Here is a 21,028-nt window from a genome sequence, read left to right on the forward strand (position 1 = left end):
CGGCCCCGCCTTTGCGGGGGCGGGCACACCCGCCGGCGCGCCACCGGCCCCGGTGCCGCGCGATGGCTGGAGCACGTCGCCCGAGGAGAGCTGATCGGCTCAGCGGCGACCGAGCTCGGCGCGAAGGCCGGCGCGACCGACTTCCCGTACGAGACCACGATCACCCGGACGCCGGCCGGCCAGCGCCTGAACGGGACGAAGTATTACACCACCGGCAGCCTGTACATGGACTGGCTGCTGGTCAGCGCCACCGGCGTCGACGGCGAGAAGACGCAGCTGATCCTCCCTGGTGACCGCCCGGGCGTGCACCGACCCAACGACTGGGACGGCTTCGGCCAACGCTTCACCGGCAGCGGCACGGTGACCTTCGAGGACGTCGCCATCCACCCCGAGGACTACTTCGGCACGGACGCATCGGCCGGCGACGCCCTCCCGTACCCCGCGACGTTCTTCCACATCCAGCTGAACGCGATGATCGCCGGCATCCTGCGACGGGTGGCCAGCGACGCCGTCGAGCAGGTGCACCGCCGCACGCGGGCGTTCTACCACGCGAACGCCGACACGCCCGCCGACGACCCGATCGTGCAGTACAGCGTCGGGCTGCTGCACAGCCAGGCGTTCGCGGCCGAGGCTCTGGTCCTCACCGCCGGGGCGGCGCTGCAGGAGGCCTACGCGGCGCACGGCACTCCCGAGGAGGGTGAGCTCTCGCTGCGGGCGGCGCTGCTGAACGCCAAGGCGAAGGTCGTCATCGACGAGCTCGCCAACCGCGCGGCCTCGGAGCTGTTCGACGTCGGCGGCGGCTCCCTCGTCCGCCGCGGCGCCCACCTGGACCGACACTGGCGAAACATCCGCGCGATCGCCGCCCACAATCCGAAGACGCTCAAGGCGGTCGTGGTCGGCCGCCACGCACTCCACGGCACGCCGCCACCCAACCAGGGCTTCTTCTAAGAGTGTCGTTTGACCTCAGACTGTCACGCTGCGTGGTACCTGCTGGTGTTGTGGGGTGGTGCGGCGTGTCCTCGTGGCGTGGAACGACCTTCGGAAGATCGTGCTCTCGTCGTGGTCTGCGCCGTGACACCGCGGTGCCTGTACAGCTTCTTTCTCATCGAGGTCGACTCCCGTACCGGCCACATCCTCGGAGTCACCGCCCACCCCGACCGACCACGGACCACCCGACAGATCTGCGATCTCCTCATGGACCTCGGTGACCGGGCGGCCGACTTCCCGTTCCTGATCCGCGACCAGGCCGGGCAGTTCACCGCGTCGTTCGACGCGGTCCTCGCCCATGCCGGCATCACCGCGGTCACGGTCCCACCCCGACCCCCCGGGCGAACGCCGACGCGGAACGGTTCGTCCGCACCGTCCGGACCGAGGTCGCCGACCGCATGCTGATCGTCGGTGAACGGCACCTGCGCACCGTTCTGGCCGAGTACGCAGCCCACCACAACGGACAGCGACCCCACCGCGGCTGTGACCTTCAACCATCACGACCCGACCACCCCACCGCCGCCCTGACCAAGGAACGGTCCAAGCGCTGCCCCAACTTCGGCGGCTTGATCAACGAATATGAACGAGCCGCCTAAAAGACCAGGTCAAGACCTGTCGCCGAGTTCTGGCACCCAACAGGCGGGTCTCGCTGTCGAGATCGCCTTGACGCTGCAGGACCACGTCATGGACCAGCTCAACACCACCTGGCCTGAGGTGGCCGTCGACGGGCGGCCGGTCGTGCTCGAGCCCCGACCCGGCCCCGACGGGACACCGCGATGGGAAGGCCGCGGTGTCGAGCCCTGCCCGTTCGGCCAGCTCGCCGACCGCCTCACGCAGCTGGCCCGCCGGGGCTGGTAGATGGTCATGGCACCGGCAGCGAGCGCACACCGGTCCATGTGCCGGCCGACCATCGACGCGACGGCTCCGATGATGCCGGCGACCGCGCGGCGACCGGACTCAGCTGCTCCCGCACCCCGGACGGGCGGGCGCCTGGTCGGTCCACGCGAGGTGATCGGCGGCGGAACGCAACGTCGGACCGGTAGGCGGCAGCCGTAGCTGGCCGTCCCGGCATCTGCTACCGATCGCCTTCGACGCCACCGAGAAGCGAACCCACGACCACGTCCGACACGGCACCACCAACCTGCTCGCAGTACTTGACGTCGGCGCAGGCAAGGTCGTCGGCGAATGCCGCCCCACCCGTACGGGAGACGACTTCCTGGACTTCATCAAGAAAGCCGTGAAACCCCACACGGACAAAGAAGTCCACGTCGTTCTCGACAATCTCCCCGCTCGCGCGACGCCAGGCGTCATGACGTGACTCGAAGAGAACCCTGGAATCCATTTCCGTTTCACCCCCGTAGGGTCGTCGTGGATCAACCAGATCGAAGCCTGGTTCGGCATCATCACCAGACAGTCAATCTGCCGGGGCGCCTTCAGCTCAGTCAAAGTGCTGATCAAACAGATCCGGGACTGTATCGAGCGCTGGAACTCCACTGCGGAGCCGTTCTTCTGGGCCGCGACAGCCGAGGAGGTCCTGGCCAAGGTCAAATCGTCGAGACCAACATCAAGAAGCTGGTTGCCAACAATGGATAATAAAGTAGGCAGGATCACGCGATGCTGGGCGTTGGAACACTCGCTGGAGTCCCGTGAGGGCATGCTCGCGTTCGTGGAGAAGTGGGCGCCCGAGCGGGTGAAAAGAGCAGTTCGCGCAGAACGGACGGCTCTGACATGCCATCACGCCGGACCTGACTCCGCGGCGCTCGGCTCGAGCTGGTCGAGGTAGCGCTCGACGAGGTCCAGCACTTCCTGGTGACCGGTCGTGATGCCCATGACGTCCTCCATCACGAGGATGCGCGCGACGGCGCTCATCACGACGGTCACCGCCCCGGCCGGAACCGCTTCGTAGCCGCGGCTGGCGAACCGCGCCGCGACGGCCTTGATCTCGAGGGCGCGAAAACGCTCGGCATACTCGGCTATTTCCGCTCGGATGGTCTTGCGGTGGTTCGCGAGTGCCTGGAACTCCGCGAGCAGCAGCGCTCCGCCAGGCTCCCTGGCCAGCCCCCACAGGACGCGTAGTGGCTGGTGGGTGGCGAGGGCCTGTTCGTAGCGCCGGAGGTTCGCCTCCGCGCCCTTCCGGAAGAGCGCCAGGAACAGGTCGTCCATCGTGTGGAAGTAGTAATGCACCAAGGCGGGCTTCACGCCTGCCCGCGCCGCGACCCGGCGTGACGTGGCGGCGGCGTAGCCCTCCTCGACCATGATCGCGGCGGTCATGTCGAGCAGTGCGGTTCTCGTCTCCGAGTTCGCCGCGCCCAGTCGACGCGTCGCGGTCACAGCGCGGCGCCCGGCGCCGTAGGTAGATCGCTTGACGAGCCGGCTGGTTGGGCGATAGACATATGCTCAGCATAGCAATTGGGCGAACGCTCAGCATCACGCGTCGCCACCGGTAATTCGCGTCGTGAGGAGCGAACGGATGACGACGGACACCGCCCTGGCCTGGGATCCCTACGACCAGGCCTACGCCGCGGACCCGTACCCGATCTACCAGCGGCTACGGGAGCAGGCTCCCCTCTACTACAACGAGCAGTATGACTTCTTCGCGATCACCCGGTTCGCCGACATCGCGCGCAGCGTGCCGAACTGGAAGACGTTCTCGTCCGCCAGGGGCGGTGTTCTGGAAATCATCAAGTCGGGCATGGAGATGCCCCCCGGCACCCTCATCTTCGAGGACCCACCGAGCCACGACCTGCACCGCGGTCTGCTGGCCCGGGTCTTCACCCCGAGGCGCGTCCTTGGGCTCGAGCCGAAGATCCGTGAATTCTGTGTCCGCACGCTCGATCCGCTCATCGGGGCGGGCGAGTTCGACATGGTCGAGGCTTTCGGAAAGGAGTTCCCGATGCGCGTCATCGGCATGCTCCTTGGTATTCCTGAGTCCGACCAGGCCGACATCCGGGACGCGGGCAACGAGGCATTGCAAACCCAGCCCGGCGGGCAGATGGACCTCTCCGGGGGTGCGCTCATGTCCGGGGAGATCTTCGGCGCCTACATCGACTGGCGCCGCGAGAACCCGTCCGACGACCTGATGACCGAGCTGATCACCAACGAGTTCACCGATGAGAACGGCGTCACCCGGACCCTGACCCGTGACGAGATCCTCACCTACGTCACGGTCGTTGCCGGCGCCGGCAACGCGCCCACCGGCCGTCTGATCGGCTGGGGCCCCTCGACGCTCGCGAAATTCCCGGCGGCCCGGGCCGCGCTGGTGGCCGACCCGTCGCTGATTCCCAACGCCATCGAGGAGCTGTTGCGTTTCGAGCCGCCCGGCCACGCGTTGGCCCGCTACGTCACCACCGACGTGGAGTTCCATGGTCAGTCGGTGCCCGCGGGCTCGACGATGCTCTTCGTCCTCGCGGCGGCCAACCGCGACCCGGCCCGTTATCCGGATCCGAACACCTTCACCATCCGTCGTCACGTCGGCCAGCAGCTGACCTTCGGGCTCGGGGGCCATTACTGCCTCGGCGCCGCGCTGGCCCGGCTGGAGGGCCGAATCGCGCTGGAGGAGATCCTTCGGCATTTTCCGAGGTGGGAGGTCGACTGGGCGCAGGCGAAGCTCGGCTCGACGTCGACCGTACGCGGCTGGGAGTCCCTGCCGATCACAGTCGGCTAGAAGACCACTGAAAATCTTGTGGGTCCGGGTTCGGCCCTGTGGGTTGTCAGGCCGGCTGGCTGACGAGTGCGGCGATCGTGCGGGTGAGCCCGGGGACATCTCCCTGGACGTGGTCGAGATTCCACCGCGCGATCTGTACCGAAGCATCGACGACCGTCTTCACCCGTTCATACCGACGTGCGGTGAACGCCGCCCACAGCCGGTCGTCGACCGCGGTGGAGGTGGTGAGGAGTTCGGCCAGAACGGCGGCGTCCTCCAGGCCGGCGGCGGCGCCCTGCGCGAGCGTCGGCGGGCACACATGCGCCGCGTCACCGATCAGCACGACGCGGCCGCGATTCCAGGGTGCGTCCAGCAGGTGGGTTTCGAACCAGGTGTAGTGGAGGTGCTGTGGATCGGTGAAAGCACTGTGTACCTCGTCCCATGGGCCGTGGTAGGCCCCGAAGAGCTCGAGGAAGTCCGCCAGCTGCTCCTGCGGTGTCTGCGTCGTGCGGTCCTGGGCCGGTTCCACCAGGAACCAGTAGGCGCTGGTCGCCGAGGTGGGCGTCACCCCGGCGATATAACAGGGGCCGCCGAAAACGGCCTGGGACGAGGTGACGTCGGCCGGCCGGGGCCCGAACATCCGCCAGGCCCCCATGCCGAGGGATCGCGTCTCCAGCGGAATCTCCAGCATGCGGCGGGTCCACGAGCGCACCCCGTCGGCGCCGATGACGAGGTCGTAGCGACTCGAGGAGCCGGTCGAGAAACGAACCTCGACACCGGCCTCGTCCTGCTCGAGAGATTCCGTGGTGGTCGAGTAGCGGATCTTGACGCCCGCCCGCTCGGCGCGGTCCACCAGGATTCGGGCGAGGTCGGGTCGGTACATGCCCATGGACGAGGGCAGGTCGGGGCCGCCGAACGGAATGTCGTCCAGCTCGGCCACAATGGTCGCCCGCGGATCCGGCGCCCGCACCACGAGTTTCATGGACTCGTATCCCAGGGCCGCGCAGCTCTCGAGGACGCCGAGCTGGCGTAACACGCGCAGCGCGTTGCCCTGCAGGGTGATCCCGGAGCCGACGGCGGTGACCTCGGGCTTGATCTCGACCAGCTCCACGGCGATCCCGGCCTCGGCCAGCAGAATCGCCACCGCGGCGCCGGACACACCACCCCCGACGACCAGGACACTGGCGACGGCAGACATGGTTGGCTCCTTCTTCCGGATCCGGCGAGCTCAGGCCTGGTAGGGGTGCACGGTCTCGTTGGGCTGGAACCGGAACGCGTGCCCCCACATCTCTGTCCGCTTTCCCCTGCGAAAGTTGAGATTGTTGGGGGAGCGCTTCGCCGACTCGTTGATCGCGAGGCCGCCCCAGCCGTACTCGATCATGAAACCGCCCGGGGTGTGCACGTAGTAGGAGATGACCTGGTCCCCGATGTGCCGGCCGAAGGCCATCTGCAGATCAGGATTCGCGTCTCCACCGAGCACGTCGAAGTACGAGTAGCCGACGTCGTCGATGTCAACCGACTCCAGATAGACATGGTGCAGCCCGACCGAGTTCGGTATCTCGAGGAACGCGACGCTGTGATGGCGGGGGTTGACCCGCAGGAACCACATCTCCCCGAGCGGCTCCAGCATGGTCAGGATCTCACTCGGGACGAAGCCCATCGCGTCGATGTAGAAGTCGACGGCATGACGCGCGTCGGGCACGACGAACACGACATGACCGAGCCCCTGCTCCTCGGTGACGAACCCGGCGTGCGGTCGCGGCGGATGCCAGAAGTGGTAGTTCGACTCCTGGTAGCAGAACAGTTCCAGCGGCTGGCCGAACGGGTCCTCGAACTGGACGAGCTGGTCGACCCCGCGAGCCCGCGCCACCTCCTTTTCGGCGAAGCGTGGCTTCGCACCCGCGCCCTCCAAGCGGTTCACCGCGGCGTCGAGGTCGCGATGGTTGAGCACCTCCCAGCCGGCGAAAAGCATGCGGTGGTCCTCGCCCGGGTGAAACGAAAGCCGGTAGTCGGCGTCGTCGATTTTGAGTCGGACCGCGCCGTCCTGGCCATCGGGCCCGAGCATGCAGCCCAGCACCTCCGGACCCCAGGTCCGCATTTCCTCGTACTGGGGTGTCCGGATGCCCACGTACCCCAGCTTTGCGATCAGACTGCCCACGGGGCCCTCCGCTGTCATCTGCGACCTGTGCTGACAGCGACATTAGGAACTGGGCGCGTAAACCGGAAATGCGCCGTTGTGATTCCTCTGATCCACCAGGTGCATGTGCCGTCTACAGGTCGAGGACCAGTTGTTCTCCGGCGGCGGTGGACACACATGACACGATCTGGCGGCCCCCGCTGCGTTCGAGGTCGGTGAGAACACGGTCGTGGTGTTCGACGGCGCCGCCGAGGACGCGGACCAGGCAGGCACCGCAGTTGCCGGTGCCGCAGGACACGGGCACCTCGACACCGGCCTGGTGCAGTGCCGAAAGCAGCCGGGTGCCCGGCTCGACCCGGATCCGTTCGCCCTGTCGCGCCAGGACGACCTCGTAGGCGTGCCCGGCGCCAGGGCCGCCGCCGGCCGCGTCGAACTGCTGCCTGTGCAGGTCGACTCCGCGCGGCGCCGCCCGCGCCAGTTCGTCAACGAACAGGCCGCTGCCGCACACGTACACCGCGGTGTCGGGGTGGGCGTCGGCGAGCGCGCGCACGGCGGCGCGGCGCTCGGGGCTGGACCGGGAGGTCGCGCCGAGACTCTCGACCTCAGCGCGCAGCGCCGTGTACCGCGACGAGCCGTCCACGTGGACCAGCGACCAGGGGTAGACCCGGGCGGCGCGGACCCGGCGGACCATGGGCAGCAGCGGCGCGATCCCGGCACCGGCGGCGAGGAACAGGTAGCGGGCACCGCCGCCGAGGGAGAACAGGTGGCGGGGACCGCGGACCCGCAGGCGCTCGCCGGTGCGCAGCACGTCGTGGATGTGGTTTCCCGCGCCGTCGCCCGCCGTCGGGGACCGGGCGACCAGCAGCCGCCAGCCGCGGTCGTCGTCCGGATCGCCCGCCAGCGAGTAGGGCCGCGTCAGACCGGTCGACAGCACCAGGTCGACGTGGGCCCCCGGTGCCCAGCGTGGCAGGCGTTGCCCGTCCGCGGCCGCGAGGACGAGCTCGACGATCCGGTCGGCGACGGGGCGCAGGGAGGCGACGACCAGCGTGCGGCCATGATCGACAGGCATGGACGTCAGACCACCTCCGGGACGCAGCGGTTGCGGTGCCCGCCGAGGCCGGCGATGGCCGCCTCCATGACGTCGCCCGGCTGCAGCCAGCGCCGCCAGTGGCCGCCGTTGCCGGCCGGGCTGCCGGTGAGCAGCAGGTCCCCGGGCAGCAACGTGGTGGCGGCCGAGACCGCGGCGATCAGGCTGGGGACGTCGAACAGCATGCTGGCCGGCACATCGTCCTGCATGCGCTCGCCGTTGAGGTCGAAGGTGATCCGAAGCTGGCGGTGGTCGGGGATCTGCTCGGCCGGGACGAGGAAGGGCCCGGTGGGCAGGAAGGTCGGGCGGTTCTTGGCCCGTATCCAGTCGCCGCCGAGCACCCGGTTCTCGGGGGTGAACTGGAGGTCGCGGGCGCTGACATCGTTGCAGACCGTGTAGCCGGCGACATGGTTCATCGCCCGCTGCGCCGGTACCCGGTGCGCCCGGGCGCCGATCACGACAGCCAGCTCCGTCTCCCAGTCGATCTGCGAGGACTCCGGCGGGAGCAGCACGTCGTGGTCCGGGCCGCAGAGGGCGGTGGGCAGGCCGGCGAAGACGAACGGGTTGCCGCGGCGGACCTTCTCGTCCATCATCTGCTCGGCGGCGCGGCGCAGCTCCTCGTCCGACCGCAGATCGTCGGGTTCCCGGCTGGCGAGGATTATCTGCGCCACGTGGGACCGGTAGTTCGCGCCGGCCTGGAAGATCTGCCGGGGCTCGACCGGTGCCAGGACGTCCAGGTCGCCGATCGGTAGACCGTCGCCCGGGCCGGCCTGCGCGGCCAGCCGGGGCAGGGCCGCCGACACCGTCGCCCATTCCTCGAGCAGGGCGAGGTAGGTGGCGGGCCCCTTCACCAGGCTGTCGTCGGTGAGCCGCAGGACCCGGTCGCCGACGGCCAGGCCGGTGAACGCCCCCGTGCCGTCATCGAACCGACCAAGTGCATGACCATCGACTGATCGCGTCATGATGTCGTCTCGTCCCCGGACTGGTGATCAGCTGGGAGTCGGCCGGGCCGCAGGGCGGCCCGACCGGCGTACTCGGCCCGCTCGCCCAGCTCGGATTCGATCCGCAGCAGCCGGTTCCACTTCGCGGTGCGCTCCGAGCGCATGGTGGAGCCGACCTTGATCTGCCCGGTGCGCCAGCCGACGGCAAGGTCGGCCAGCCAGTCGTCCTCGGTCTCGCCGGACCGGGCCGACAGGACGGTCGCGTACCCGGTGGCGTGCGCCCGGCGCACGACGGCACGGGCCGTGCTCAGCGTGCCGATCTGGTTGGGCTTGACGAGTACCGCGTTGGCGACCCGCTCGTCGATGCCGCGCTGGAGCCGGTCGGGGTTGGTGACGAACAGGTCGTCGCCGAGCAGCTGGCGCCCGGCAAGGCGCTCGGTGGCCGTGCGCCAGCCGGCCCAGTCGTCCTCGGCGAGCGGGTCCTCCAGGGAGACGATCGGATAGCTGGCGCACCACTCGGCCAGCTCGTCGACTAGCCCGTCGGCGCTCAGCTCGCGGGCCTCCGCGGCGAGCACGTAGCGCCCGTCCGCGCGCACGAACTGGCTGGCGGCGATGTCGATGGCGATACCGATGTCCGCGCCGGGCCGCAGCCCGGCGCGTTCGACCCCGGCGACGAGGATGTCCAGCGCCGATCGGTTGGTGGGCAGCAGCGGACCGAGGCCGCCCTCGTCGGCGACCAGGGCCACCGGCAGGCCCCGGGCGGTCAGCTCCTCGGCGGTGCCGGCGCGGACCCGGGCCGCCCACTCGATCGCCTCGGTGAACGAGGACGCCCCCAGCGGGACCGCGAGGAAGTCCTGCACATCGATCGAGCGGCCCGAATGCGCACCACCGGAGATGATGTTGACCATGGGTAGCGGCAGCAACGCGGTGCCACCGTCGTCAGCCACCGCCCTGAACAGCGGCACGCCGCGTTGCCGTGCGCCGGCGACCGCCGTGGCCACCGACACGGACAGGACGGCGTTCGCGCCGAGACGGCGCAGGTCCGCGGTTGCGTCGAGCTCGCGCAGCCGCTCGTCGAGGGCGGCCTGGTCGGTGCCGTCGAGGCCGCGGACGGCGTCGTTGATCTCCCCTGCGACGTTGGCGACGGCCGAGCGGACCCCCTGGCCGCCGTACCGCTGGCCGCCGTCGCGCAGCTCCCGGGCCTCGTGGCGGCCGGTCGAGGCGCCGGAGGGCACCGTTGCCGACCCGGTGGCCCCGCCGTCGAGGCGGACCTCGCAGCCGACCGTGGGCCGGCCACGGGAGTCCAGTGCCTCCCAGGCGAGCAGGCCGGTGATGGTGGTGTCGCTCATGTGAGCCGCTCCCAGGCATCGGTCAGGGTGGGGGGTGGGTCGAGCAGGAGGCCACGGCCGAGTGAGCGGACCTGGCCGCGACCGACCGCGGTGAGGTAGTCCGCGGGGCTCCTACCGTCGACCCGGGCCAGCAGCAGGCAGCCGGTCTGCCGGATGAGCTGGGCCGGGTCGAGCGCCGCGGCGCCAGGCCGCTCGGCGTCGAGGCCGGTGAGAAACGCCCTGGCCGCCGCCGCGTACGCCGGCGCCGCGGCCGGTCGGTGGACCGATTTCAGCAGCAGGTGACCGACCGTCCAGGCCGGATCGAAGGTCGGGTCACCGACATGCGCGACCTCCCAGTCGATCACCCACAGGTCGGTGGCCGCGGAGCCGACCAGCACGTTCTTCGGGGTGTAGTCGCCGTGCACGAGGCAGGTCCGGTTCGCCGCCATGATCTCGATCGTCTGGTGGATCGGATCGGCCAGGTCGGGGTGCCTGCCCGCGACCGTGCGGTGGAACGGGTCGACGCGTAACTGACCGAAGGCCGTGACGTCCCCGAAGGCGCCCGCCACGTCGCCGTCGCCCGCCGTCGCGCGCTGCCAGCGGCCCAGTACACGGCCGAGCCGTTCGGCCACGGCGACGTCCACCGTGGCGGCGAGCAGATCCTGCTTCCAGGTTCGCCATGTCCGCGGGGCTCTTTCGATGACCAGGTAGCCGCCGGCCAGGTCGATGACCGCGGGGACCACCCCGGGCGCGAGCCGGCCGGCCAGCCGCAGCGCCCGGCCCTCGGTACCGAGGCGGGCCGGGTCGGCGAGCCATTCCTCGGTGACCCGCAGCCGGCTCAGCGCCCGTTTGACCACCGCGTCGAAACCGGGCGCGCGGACCACGACGACGTCGTTGGAAACCCCACCGGCCAGTCCGTGCACCTCGACGTCGAGGGGAGAGGAGATGAGCCCACGCTCCACCAGATGGCGGGTCAGCGCGGCGGTGTCCAGGACCGCCGGCGCGGTCACCGCGGTTCCAGCGGTGCCCGCAGCGCGGCGCTGCCCAGCACCTCGGGGTTGACGACGCTGTGCGGAACCCGGCCGCGCAGCACGTCGACGACGTTGCCGGCGGCCCTGCTGGCCAGTTCGGCGAGCGAGCCGTCCGAGGAGAAGGCGGTGTGCGGGGTGAGGACGACGTCGTCGCGGCGACGCAGCGGATGGTCGACGGGCAGCGGCTCGGGGTCGGTCACGTCCAGCGCGGCGCCCGCGATCGCCCCGGTGTCGAGCGCGTCGAGCAGCGCCACCGTGTCGACGAGGCCACCGCGGGCGGTGTTCACCAGCCACGCCGTCGGCTTCATCACGGCGAGCTGCCCGGCCCCGATGAGATGACGGGTGTCGTCGGTCAGCGGCACGTGCAGGGACACGATATCGGCCTCGCCGAGCAGCTCCGCCAACGAGGCCGCGCGGCGGATCCCGGGCTCGGCGCTGCTCGAGCGGCTGAACGCCATGACGTCCAGGCCGATCGCCCGCGCACGCGGCACGAGCGCGCGGGCGATCTCGCCCAGCCCCACGAGACCGAGCACTTTACCTCTGAGCCGGACCGACGTTCCTGGTACTGATCGGCCCCAGCCGCCCGCCGCGACGTCCCGGGTCAGCGGGATCAGTCTGCGCGCAAGCGCGAGGACAGCCAGCAGCGTCGAGTCGGCGACCTCTTCGGTGCAGTAGACCGGAACGTTGCTGACCACCATCCCGAGCCGGGTGGCGTGTTCGACGTCGATGTTGTCCACGCCGACGCCGTAGCGGGCAATGGTGCGGCATCGCGGCGCCGCGTCCAGTACCTCGGCGGGAACCTTCGCGAAGCAGGTGAGAATGGCGTCGACGTCGGCGGCGAGGGCGCTCAGTTCTGCGACGTCGCCCGTCGGTGCCAGCACGAGGGTGGCTCCGGCGGCGGCCAGCACCGCGCGTTCCACATCATCCGTGGGCCAGGCGATGTCCGTCGCCAGCACCTTCGGTCGCGGTCGCCCAGGTTCGTCGTCGCACTCGCGGTGACGTGAGTCCATCGCATCGGCTCCTTGTGGTCGCGTGCGCCCAAGGCTAGGCAGGTCGACGCCCAGGCGGAAATACAGAAGGTGGGTGGCTGCGATTCACGGCCGCGATGGCTGCCGTCCGGCCGCCGCCTGCCGTGCCGTCGGCTCTGCCCGGTGACGGACATCGACGGCGCGGATCGCCGGTATTCACAAGGAGAGTTTCCGATCTGCGCGGTCGTGGACCGATCCTGACCGGGCGGCAGCGGCTGCCGCCCGGTCAGTCGCCGATTCCGGACGAAAGAGGCCCGCGATGTTTGTGGCCCACGCGCTCTCGGGATGCCCGGAGGGTCTCACCCCGCCCCGGTGGCCTGGGGAAACTCCACCCGGGCCACGGCGAACAGCTGCTCACGCAACCAGACGTGGCCGGGGTCCCGCTCGCGCCGTGCGTGCCAGTACGCCGACTCGCGCAGTGGCCGCAGCGGCATCTCGGGTTCCAGCAAGCGGATCTCCGCCGCGACGGCGACCCGCTTGGCCAGCCGTTCCGGCAGCACCGCCACCAGGTCCGTTCCCGCCAGGAGAAAGGCCATGGTCACCATGCTGCTGGCAGTGGCCGCCACCCGGCGCGGGCAGCCTGCGGTGTCCAGGTCCTTCTCCACGATGGCGCGCTGCCCCTGGGCGACATATCCGAGATAGGGCGAGCGGCCCAGCAGATCGGCGGTGAGATGGTCCTCGGCGTGGGGATGATCGCGCCACACGACTCCGACGAACCGTTCGGCGATGACCGGCATCCGCGAGCAGCCCGGGATCGAGGATTCGTCGACGATCCGGTCGGGAAGGATCGCGAGGTCGACCTCGTCCCGGTTGAGGGCCTCCGCGTAGCGCATGCCGACCGGGGTGGCGTCCACCTGGGGGCCCGCGGCCAGTCCGGTCAGACGTGCGATCAGGGGCCGCAGGAGAGTCGCGCCGACGTAGTCGCTGCCGATGACCGAGAAGCGGCGCGAGTTGGTGCTGGGATCGAAGGTCGGGGGTCGGGCGATCGTCTGCTCGATCGTCGCCAGAACCTCCCGCACCGGCTCGATGAGCGACTCCGCCCGGGGGGTGAGCTCGAGATAGCGGCCGTTCCTGCGGAGCAGCTCGTCGCCGAGGACGCGCCGCAACCGGGCGAGCGCCGTGCTGGTGGCCGGCTGGGAGAGGTGCAGGCTCTCCGCCGCCCGGGTCACGTTCTTCTCCCGTAATAGAGCGTCAAGGACGACTAACAGATTGAGGTCTATCTGTCCGAGTTTCACGGCCGTTCCAACCCTTCGCCGGTGGCGGCCATCACGCTGAGTTCCGAAGCATCCGATGTCAAGATTCCCTCTCCTCTCGGTTCAGTCAAGCGTTTCCGATGTTCCACAAGGAGCGATTGCGTGTCGCCTTTACCCGCCATCGATGTCCACGCCCACGTCGCGGTCCCCGAGGTCGACGCCCTGGTCGAGGACCAGCCTGGACTCGCGCGACAGCGCCAGGTGGACGCGGCCACCCTGGGCCCCTCGTCGCTGCGGCTCAACCTTCAGCAGATGGGCGACATCGCAACGAAGCTGACGGACCTCGAGCCGCGGCTGAGCGCCATGGACGCCGCCCGGGTGGACATCCAGGCGGTGAGCGCCGTACCACTGCCGCACGCCTGGGCCGACCGGGACCTCGCCGCCCGGATCGTGGCGGCGAGCAACGCCTCCGTCGCCGCCTTCTGCGCGAAGGACCCGGCCCGGCTGGTTCCCATCGGCACGGTGTCGCTCCAGTACCCCGACCTGGCCGTCGGGCAGCTGCGGTCCGCGGTCGTCGACCAGGGCATGCGCGGGGTGCAGATCTCGACGTCCGCCGGGCCGGGCCGCGAGCTCGACGATCCGTCCCTGGCACAGTTCTGGGCGGCCGCGGCGCAGCTCGACACCGCCGTCCTGATCCATCCGTGGGGCTGCACCCTCGGGGAGCGGCTGAACGCCTACTACCTGTTCAACAGCGTCGGCAACCCGGCCGAGACGGCGCTCGCGCTGTCCCGGGTGCTGTTCTGCGGCCTGCTGGAGCGGCACCCGAACCTGCGGATCTGGTCCGCCCACGGCGGCGGGTACCTGGCCAGCTACATCGTGCGCGCCGACCACGCCTGGGCCGCCCGGGCCGACGCCCACACCACGGCCGAGCCGCCGTCCGCCCTCCTGCGCCGGACGTTCGTCGACTCCCTGGTCTACACGCCCGAGCAGTTGCGGCACCTGGTCGGTGTCATGGGCGCCGGGCAGGTCACCCTCGGCAGCGACTATCCCTTCGACATGGGCGTCGAGGATCCGGTCGACCGCCTGGAAGCCGCCGGTTTCGACGCCGCCACCACCGAGGCCATCCGCGGCGGCAACGCCGTCCGCCTGCTCGGCCTGGCCACGTCTGGAGTGGACCGATGAGGAAACACGACATCACCGTTGACTTCGGCCCCGATGCCGAGGCGGCCATCGCGGCATCGGCGCGGCAGTTCAGCAACTGGAACCGATGGGGCGCGGACGACGCGCGCGGCGCGGTGAACTTCCTCGACGCGAAGCCGCGCGCCGAGGCCGCGAACCTGATCCGCGTGGGGACCCGTTCAACCTCTCCCTCCCCTTCGACGAACACGGCTCCCAGTTCGGCTGGAAGCGCCGGGTGAACCCCGTGCACACCATTGAGCCGGGCCCGGCGGATCCCTGGCCCGCCAGGGGGAGCACAAGCTCGCTCGGGACCGGCGGGAAGACGTTATCCAGGCCCACCACGATCGCCGCCCCGACGCCGCCGAGACTGTCCATCAGGTCGACCGCCCACCCGGCGAGCCCGCCCAGCGGTTCGTCGATGGCAGGCGGTGCGGAGCTGAATGCCATTCGCTCTCCAGGTGCTTTCCGAAGACAGGTCGCCGGGCAGTTCCCAAACTACTGACCGAGAAGCTGGCCGCACTCTGCGGAATACCATTAGGTTCCGGTCCTAAACCCGCAGTGCCGTACTGCGGAAAACCGCACCGCTGGCAGGTCTCTGACCTGGGAATCTGCGGCTTTCGGACCTGCGGCGGCCAGTCGTGACTGCCGGGCGTCGAGGTTGACGGCGCGCTGGTGGCCAGCAAGCAGTGCGCCGCACTCGACACCACGACTGGTCATTCATTTGTACCAGCGAGACGATCGTTGGCGCCGGCAGGACATCAAGAAGCCGGGCCCGAGTGTCGGACAGTTCCACCCGCAGTCCCACCCGCACCCACGAGAGGTGCCGGTCTCGGCGGGTGAAGGCCTGGCCGGTGGTGTGGGGACGGGGGTGCTGAGGTCCGCCCGGGTGGCTGGCGACGTCAGTCGGGCGGGGGCGTGGCGCTTCCGGGAGCGTTCGCGTGGCGGGGTGGCCGGTGGCCGGCGCGGATGGCCGTCTCGATGAGGCCTATCACCCAGGTGGCGGCGTCCGCCGCGGCCGTTGGGTCGAGGTTCCAGGTCGTGACCATGCGTTCGAAGGTGGGCACGCTCCAGTAGGCGTCCAGCGCGGCGGTCGCCATTTCGCGTTCGTCATCGGGCCAGTCCTCGGCCGCCTGGTTGACCGCCGCGCGCAGTGCGTCGCGACGGCGTTGGTCGAGTGCCGCGAAGGTCGGGTCGTGGACGGGCCGGGCCTCGATGGGGAACCTGCTGAGGTAGGCGAAGGTCTGGCTGATCGTGTGGCCGATTGTCTCCAGGCGCATCGACGCGAGTTCGACGCCGGCCTCGGTCTCGAGCCGGCGCAGGACAGCGTCGTGCAGATTCCGTTCCGTGGCGAAATGGCGGTAGACGGTGCTCTCGTTCACGCCGGTCTGGCGGGCGACCGCGCGGACGGTCAGGCTTCGCCAGTCCCAGTTCGGGAGGTCATGCACCAGCTGGGTCGCCGTGGTGAGGATCCGCTCCCGGGTGGCCGCGGCCTGCCGGGACCGTTGCGAGTTCTCGTAGACGCGGGCGCGCGGCGGGCGGGCCGCGGCGCGGCGGGAGGAGTCGGGGTCCTGCGCGTTGGTCGAGCCCGCCATCTGGTCTCCCGTCCGCGTCGCCGGTGGCTCGTCAGCGTGGCCGTTGGTGGCGGCCGGCGCGAGCGCAGGGACGAATCTAGTCGCGCGCACGCTGGCGCGTGAGTGGGTCGCCGGCGTCGGGGCGTCTCACACGGGGCAATCTCATGCGAGACATCTTGCTTGAGATGGCTTACGCTCGACGCACCTTGTCCGCTATGTACCGGGTGACCGGTGTCTGGAGACGATCGTGACGACAGCGGAGCTTCCCGCGGACGCGATGGACCCGACGCGCGACGACCGGAAGTCGGCGAAGATCGCCGCCGGGCGCGTCCGGCCTGAGCCCGGGGCGAGGGAGGTCGGTGGTTTCGGCTTAGGCCGGGAGGTCCTGCGCAGCGGCCAGATGCTGCAGGCTGGCGTGAGCGGTGACCGGTTCTCCCCGGAGGACAGGTTCTGCCCGGTGTTCTTCCTCGACGGCGAGCGGCACAAGAAGGCGCGGACCGCGATCGCGCGCTACTTCACCCCCAAGGCCATCAACACCCACCACCGGCTGGTCATGGAGCGCACCACCGAGCGGCTGCTCGGCCGGCTGCGCGCGACCGGTACCGCTCGTCTCGACGAGCTCAGCTACGAACTCGCCGTCGCTGTCGCGGCGGAGATCATCGGGCTGACCGGCAGTGACCAGGCCACGATGGCGGGCCGGATCGAGGCCTCGTTGTTCGCCACGCGGGTCGGTTCCAGGAACAAGGCCGTCCGGTTCGGTGTCGGGCTCGTGTCCGCGTTCCACGCGGGGCGGTTCTACCTGCGGGACGTCCGTCCGGCGATCAGGGCGCGCCGGGCCGAGCGGCGCGACGACGTCATCTCGCACCTGATCGACGAGAGCTACCCGGACCGGGCGATCCTGGTGGAGTGCATGACCTACGCGGTAGCCGGCATGGTCACGACGCGTGAGTTCATCGTGATGGCGGCCTGGCACCTGTTCGAGGACGACGCGCTGCGGGCCCGTTTCGTCGCGGCGGACGCGGCCGACCAGACCGCGATCCTGGAGGAGATCCTGCGCCTGGAGCCCGTCGCGGCGATGCTGCACCGCAGGGCCGAGCATGACGTCGCGTTCACCGGCGCCGTCGCGGCCGCGGGCGACGTGCTCGCCATCAACATCCGTGCGGCCAACGTCGACCCGGCGGCGGTCGGTGCCTGCCCGCACGCGCTCGACCCGGACCGGGGGACGAAGCAGAAGCAGGTCGGCTCGTTCCTGAGCTTCGGCGACGGCAGTCACCGCTGTCCCGGCGCGCAGGTCGCGATGGCCGAGTCACGGATCTTTCTGGACGGGTTGTTCGCCGTGCCCGGCATCCGCCTGGAGCGTACGCCGGACCTGACCTGGTTCGACGGCCTGGGGAGTTACGAACTGCGCCACGCCGTCATCGCCTGCACACCAGCGCCCACGGCCGACTGACCTCCGCCCGCGACGGGTTCGAGCGGCCCGCGGCGGTAGTGCGGTCGCGGGCGCTGTCCTGGTTCGCGCGTCCGACGGCATCACTCGACCGACCAACGCCAGCGTCCCCCGTGCTGATGCCATTCGCGTCCTCCCCACGCCCGTGGGGGTGATCCGATGAACGGGCCGGTGATCTCGGCCATCTTCGGCGTGTAGAGCGCGACCGTGAAGTGCTCGTGGTCGCCGAGCACCGCGCGCACGTCGTCGGACCTGGTGACGACCGTGATCGGTCCGACGGACAGGATCGGGCGGAACCGCCGCAGCAGGACGAACATCCAGCCGGATCGGTCCACGAGCACGTCGCTGAGCCCGCGGGGGCGGCCGGGACGGCGCCCATGTCAGCCCGCCGTCCCGGCCGCTACGGCGCCGAGCCCCGTGATGCCGGGCACGAAGAGGTACTGGCCGCCGCGGGTCGTCACGAACGTCGGCTGCGGGCCGAGGAAGAACGGCGGCTCGCCCGGCACGGTCATCTTCCCGCTGCCGTCCGCCGGTCCGCGGAGCAGGAAGTCCTTGTCGCGGCCGAGCCCGAAGACGTTCCCGTCCTCCAGCCACTGCACCTGCACACTCTCGAACTGCCGGGAGATGCTCGCGACGTAGCAGACGAAGATCAGGCCACGCTTGTGGCCGTCCGGCCCGGTCGCCTCGGGCGGGAGGGGCGGCCCGTACGGCACCCCGCGCCGCAGCATCCGGTGCCGGAAGCTCAGCAGCTCACCGAACCCGATCGAGTCCCGCGGGTTGCAGCGGCGGATGTGAGCGCCGAGCGGGCAGCGCCGGCCGTCCGCGTCCACGTCGTGGTAAAGGAAGTCGTTGGCACCCGGCTCGTCCCCGCGGAAGCCGACCGCCGGGCTGTCGGGGGAGCGCACGATCGGCGTGCCGTTGCGCCATCGTCCGACGATCTTGGCGGCGAGCTTCTCCTCGTCGCCGCCGGGAAAGGCCGCCGCGAACGTGCGCAGCGTCTCCCGGAAGAGCGCTACGTCCTGTTCCAGTTTGCGCCACACGCCGTAGGTGCTGTTGCGCCCGAGCGGGCCGGCGGGGGCCCGCGGGAGATCCTGGCCGTTGCCGTCCCGGCCGGACTCGTCCGGATATCCGAGAACGAACTCGCCGAGGGCGAGGCCGCGCCAGCCGTCCTTGTCCCGCACGCCGCCGCCGGGTGCTTTCTCGTCGGTGACACCCTCCACCGCGGGTTGGGCGAAGCCGTCGGCGAAACCGAAATGCTCGCGCACGCCGGGCAGCAGAATCGCGTGTTCCTGGTGCACCAGGGAAAGGCCATTGTACCGGCCGAGATCGGCGCGCAGGTCGGCGAGCCGGCCGGTCAGGTCATCCTCGCTCAGCGCGTTGACGACGAGGATCACATGCGCTCTGGCGGGGGTGTCCCAGTGCTCGGGTGCGGACGTGCCAACGTCGCCGAGCTGGGCCGCGCGCGCCGCCATCCCGGCGCGGAACTCGTCCGAGAACGTCGCGAGCAGCTCGGGGGAAAGGCCGAGGGCGCGCAGCCCGTCGTAGGTGAGGGCGACATTCAGCGTGGTCGCGGGCTTGCCCTCGGTCCACGACCGGGCGCTGGTGACGTCGTCCACGAGATGGCCGAGCCACCGCCGCCCGGTGCGCATCTCGGCCACGTTCACGAAGAGGTAGGTCGTGCGCGAATAGTCGTTTCCGTACGCGCGCAGGATCCCGCCCTGGATGTCGGCGAGATCGGGCACCGGCCGCGTCCGCCGGGTCCGGGGGGTGGCGACCGTCACGGCCGGAACTCCTTCAGGAAGGCCGCGCGGATCGCCGCCGGGCCGGCGAGCTGGGTGTCGACGAGCAGGCGGACGAACCGGTCGTGCACGGGCAGCGCCGCCTTCACCTCCTGCACGGTCGCGCGCGGGTAGGCGGCGAAGAACAGTCCGGTGCCGATCGCGTTGTGCCGCAGGTAGCGCGCGAGCCCCACACCGGTGGCCGGCTGCGGGCAGCCGACGCACCGCCCCCAGATCTCGGGCGCCTCGGCGGTCAGCGTGTCCGCGACGGCGGCGAGGTAGGCGTCCGCGGACCCGTCGACGTTGCTGGTGAACAACAGGTGAGAAGAGCCGAGCGGGTCGGGAGCGGGCTGCTTCGGATCTGTCACGAGGTCGGGAACAATCACCCAGCGGGCGAAGTGCGTACCCGGCACCCGCGCCAGCGGGCTACCGCCGGGCGCGTTACCCAGCCCCGTCAGGTAGCTCTCGAGCGCGTCCCGCTCGCCCGGCACGATCGGCGTGAGGACGGTGACCGGGCTCGCCTGCGCCCGCCGCGCCCTCACAGCAGGTCCTGGGCGTCGGTGAGGAACGCCGACCACGCGGCCTCGAACTCCGCCGACGACAGCCGGGTGGCACGCTCGGCGAAGTCGGCGACCCTGGGTGCCAACGCCAGGGCCTTCCGCACCATCGTCGCCGTCGCCTCCGGATAGGCCGAGTAGTAGTGGGCGGCTTCGAACTCGTTGCGATGGATGTAATCCTTGAACGGACCGGTCGGGAGTGCTCCGGGGAATCCGTACGAACTGGCCCAGAAGAGGCTCATGCCGCGCGTCAGCACGTAGGAGAAGGCATCGATGTACTCCTCCCACCCGTCGTTGAAGTTGCTCTCGAAGAACAGGTGCGGGTAGCGGAGCCGGGTCCGCGGTGCGGCGTCGCCGTTCGCGGGAAGATCGCGGACCAGCGTCCACCTGGCGAAATGGATGAACGACAGCTTCCGCAGGTCGCGGGTCAGCGGCGGAATCAGTCGAAAGGTGGTGAAAAGAACAGGAAGCCAAAGCTTTCCCCACCATTTCACCGTGCTGAAGACGGTGATGGCGATGGCCTGCCCGTTGATGTTGCCGGCGTCGGTGCCGGTGGCGGTCCCGACGGTTCCTGGCTCGGAGACGATCACCTCGGGTACCCTCTTCTGCCGGTGGAATCTCAAGAAGAGAAGGTACGTGGTACGGCCCTGAAGCGCTACTTTGACATCGGGTGACCGGTAATTATATTGCCGGTCAGACGGGAACGAACGAACCGTATACGGGTCGAACGGCTTGCACTCCGCGGATCGGCGTTTTCGTCATCGCGCGTCGAGCGTCATCGGATTCCGCTGAGTGGCGTCGCCGTACTTCCACGGCTACGCCGCCGCGGTCTGTTGTGATCAGCGTCGGACACATCTGGTCACAACATCCGCCGCGGCCACTGCGCGCTCGCCACCGGCACCGACCTCCAACTCCGGCTGGCCGCCGCATGTGCTGGACCAACAGCGCCGACAGGGTCTGTCCAGTTAACCCAGATCTTTCGCGCCTGGACCGGGTGTGATCGTGGGCTGGTCTCCCACTCTTGTTGATGTTGAGTTATGCCGTTTGGTCTGGGTGTGGCCGTGGCGGGGTGCCCCGGCTGTCGCGCGGGGTGGGGTGCCCGGTCCACGTCCGGGGGTGTT

At 70.0% G+C, this 21,028-nt stretch carries 21 protein-coding genes and 2 pseudogenes; 8 read left to right on the forward strand and 15 right to left on the reverse strand.

The window, feature by feature from the left end; translation table 11 throughout:
* From MXD61_RS10580 to MXD61_RS28815, 4 genes and pseudogenes are all read left to right on the forward strand, one after another.
* Positions 1-948 (forward strand): acyl-CoA dehydrogenase family protein (locus MXD61_RS10580; RefSeq protein ID WP_248812657.1); only part of this gene is annotated, 948 nt, incomplete at its 5' end.
* A gap of 111 nt (positions 949-1,059) precedes the next feature.
* Positions 1,060-1,583, forward strand: a pseudogene (locus MXD61_RS10585) (integrase core domain-containing protein); the annotation flags it as partial.
* Positions 1,584-1,650: 67 nt separating this feature from the next.
* A complete protein-coding gene (locus MXD61_RS10590; protein WP_248812658.1) occupies positions 1,651-1,845 on the forward strand; it encodes a hypothetical protein in 195 nt (64 codons plus the stop codon).
* A 283-nt stretch (positions 1,846-2,128) separates the two neighbouring features.
* Positions 2,129-2,305 (forward strand): hypothetical protein, encoded by a 177-nt coding sequence (locus tag MXD61_RS28815; protein ID WP_374628765.1) that lies wholly within the window; start codon positions 2,129-2,131, stop codon positions 2,303-2,305.
* A 416-nt stretch (positions 2,306-2,721) separates the two neighbouring features.
* Here the strand turns inward: MXD61_RS28815 and MXD61_RS10600 are convergent, their stop codons facing one another.
* Positions 2,722-3,318 carry a TetR/AcrR family transcriptional regulator gene (locus tag MXD61_RS10600; RefSeq protein ID WP_248812660.1) on the reverse strand — a complete coding sequence of 199 codons (597 nt, stop codon included), beginning with the start codon at positions 3,316-3,318 and terminating at the stop codon, positions 2,722-2,724.
* Between the two features lie 139 nt (positions 3,319-3,457).
* Here MXD61_RS10600 and MXD61_RS10605 point away from each other — a divergent pair, with 139 nt between their 5' ends.
* Positions 3,458-4,651, forward strand: coding sequence for a cytochrome P450 (locus tag MXD61_RS10605; protein WP_248812661.1), 1,194 nt, complete (start codon positions 3,458-3,460; stop codon positions 4,649-4,651).
* Between the two features lie 46 nt (positions 4,652-4,697).
* On the opposite strand, the gene MXD61_RS10610 is transcribed toward MXD61_RS10605, so the two are convergent.
* The 8 genes from MXD61_RS10610 to MXD61_RS10645 form a co-directional block, all read right to left on the reverse strand.
* Positions 4,698-5,828, reverse strand: coding sequence for an FAD-dependent monooxygenase (locus MXD61_RS10610; RefSeq protein ID WP_248812662.1), 1,131 nt, complete (start codon positions 5,826-5,828; stop codon positions 4,698-4,700).
* A 30-nt stretch (positions 5,829-5,858) separates the two neighbouring features.
* Entirely contained in the window at positions 5,859-6,788 is a 930-nt protein-coding gene (locus MXD61_RS10615; RefSeq protein ID WP_248812663.1) for a VOC family protein, read from the reverse strand.
* Between the two features lie 112 nt (positions 6,789-6,900).
* Entirely contained in the window at positions 6,901-7,836 is a 936-nt protein-coding gene (locus MXD61_RS10620; RefSeq protein WP_248812664.1) for a PDR/VanB family oxidoreductase, read from the reverse strand.
* Positions 7,837-7,841: 5 nt separating this feature from the next.
* The gene (locus MXD61_RS10625) at positions 7,842-8,816 is read right to left on the reverse strand and encodes a fumarylacetoacetate hydrolase family protein (RefSeq protein ID WP_248812665.1); all 975 of its coding nucleotides are present in this window, start codon (positions 8,814-8,816) and stop codon (positions 7,842-7,844) included.
* The gene (gene eno / locus MXD61_RS10630) at positions 8,813-10,144 is read right to left on the reverse strand and encodes a phosphopyruvate hydratase (RefSeq protein ID WP_248812666.1); all 1,332 of its coding nucleotides are present in this window, start codon (positions 10,142-10,144) and stop codon (positions 8,813-8,815) included. Before eno ends, MXD61_RS10625 begins: the two co-directional genes overlap by 4 nt.
* Positions 10,141-11,133 (reverse strand): phosphotransferase family protein, encoded by a 993-nt coding sequence (locus MXD61_RS10635; RefSeq protein ID WP_248812667.1) that lies wholly within the window; start codon positions 11,131-11,133, stop codon positions 10,141-10,143. The genes eno and MXD61_RS10635 overlap by 4 nt, the downstream gene beginning before the upstream one ends.
* Positions 11,130-12,164, reverse strand: coding sequence for a C-terminal binding protein (locus tag MXD61_RS10640; RefSeq protein WP_248812668.1), 1,035 nt, complete (start codon positions 12,162-12,164; stop codon positions 11,130-11,132). The genes MXD61_RS10635 and MXD61_RS10640 overlap by 4 nt, the downstream gene beginning before the upstream one ends.
* A gap of 317 nt (positions 12,165-12,481) precedes the next feature.
* The gene (locus MXD61_RS10645) at positions 12,482-13,417 is read right to left on the reverse strand and encodes a LysR family transcriptional regulator (protein WP_248812669.1); all 936 of its coding nucleotides are present in this window, start codon (positions 13,415-13,417) and stop codon (positions 12,482-12,484) included.
* Positions 13,418-13,537: 120 nt separating this feature from the next.
* Here MXD61_RS10645 and MXD61_RS10650 point away from each other — a divergent pair, with 120 nt between their 5' ends.
* Positions 13,538-14,557, forward strand: coding sequence for an amidohydrolase family protein (locus tag MXD61_RS10650; RefSeq protein WP_248812670.1), 1,020 nt, complete (start codon positions 13,538-13,540; stop codon positions 14,555-14,557).
* Positions 14,554-14,793, forward strand: a complete 240-nt coding sequence (locus MXD61_RS10655; protein WP_248812671.1) for a hypothetical protein — start codon at positions 14,554-14,556, stop codon at positions 14,791-14,793. Before MXD61_RS10650 ends, MXD61_RS10655 begins: the two co-directional genes overlap by 4 nt.
* Positions 14,794-14,833: 40 nt before the next feature.
* Here the strand turns inward: MXD61_RS10655 and MXD61_RS28820 are convergent.
* Positions 14,834-15,001 (reverse strand): annotated as a pseudogene (locus tag MXD61_RS28820) (DedA family protein); the annotation flags it as partial.
* Between the two features lie 452 nt (positions 15,002-15,453).
* Positions 15,454-16,146, reverse strand: a complete 693-nt coding sequence (locus tag MXD61_RS10660; RefSeq protein WP_248812672.1) for a TetR/AcrR family transcriptional regulator — start codon at positions 16,144-16,146, stop codon at positions 15,454-15,456.
* A 226-nt stretch (positions 16,147-16,372) separates the two neighbouring features.
* Here MXD61_RS10660 and MXD61_RS10665 point away from each other — a divergent pair, with 226 nt between their 5' ends.
* Positions 16,373-17,575, forward strand: coding sequence for a cytochrome P450 (locus tag MXD61_RS10665; RefSeq protein WP_248812673.1), 1,203 nt, complete (start codon positions 16,373-16,375; stop codon positions 17,573-17,575).
* Between the two features lie 80 nt (positions 17,576-17,655).
* Here MXD61_RS10665 and MXD61_RS10670 read toward each other — a convergent pair whose 3' ends face one another.
* The 4 genes from MXD61_RS10670 to MXD61_RS10685 are packed head-to-tail and all read right to left on the reverse strand — an operon-like array spanning position 17,656 to position 20,497.
* Positions 17,656-17,913 carry a cytochrome P450 gene (locus MXD61_RS10670; RefSeq protein ID WP_248812674.1) on the reverse strand — a complete coding sequence of 86 codons (258 nt, stop codon included), beginning with the start codon at positions 17,911-17,913 and terminating at the stop codon, positions 17,656-17,658.
* Positions 17,914-17,952: 39 nt separating this feature from the next.
* Positions 17,953-19,353: a peroxidase gene (locus MXD61_RS10675; RefSeq protein WP_248812675.1), complete on the reverse strand. Its 1,401-nt coding sequence runs from the start codon at positions 19,351-19,353 to the stop codon at positions 17,953-17,955.
* Positions 19,350-19,892 carry a hypothetical protein gene (locus MXD61_RS10680; RefSeq protein ID WP_248812676.1) on the reverse strand — a complete coding sequence of 181 codons (543 nt, stop codon included), beginning with the start codon at positions 19,890-19,892 and terminating at the stop codon, positions 19,350-19,352. The genes MXD61_RS10675 and MXD61_RS10680 overlap by 4 nt, the downstream gene beginning before the upstream one ends.
* Entirely contained in the window at positions 19,889-20,497 is a 609-nt protein-coding gene (locus MXD61_RS10685) for a hypothetical protein (protein WP_248812677.1), read from the reverse strand. The genes MXD61_RS10680 and MXD61_RS10685 overlap by 4 nt, the downstream gene beginning before the upstream one ends.
* Between the last annotated feature and the right edge of the window lie 531 nt (positions 20,498-21,028).

Source organism: Frankia sp. AgPm24 (assembly GCF_023243055.1).
In the GTDB taxonomy this organism is placed as follows: domain Bacteria; phylum Actinomycetota; class Actinomycetes; order Frankiales; family Frankiaceae; genus Frankia; species Frankia umida.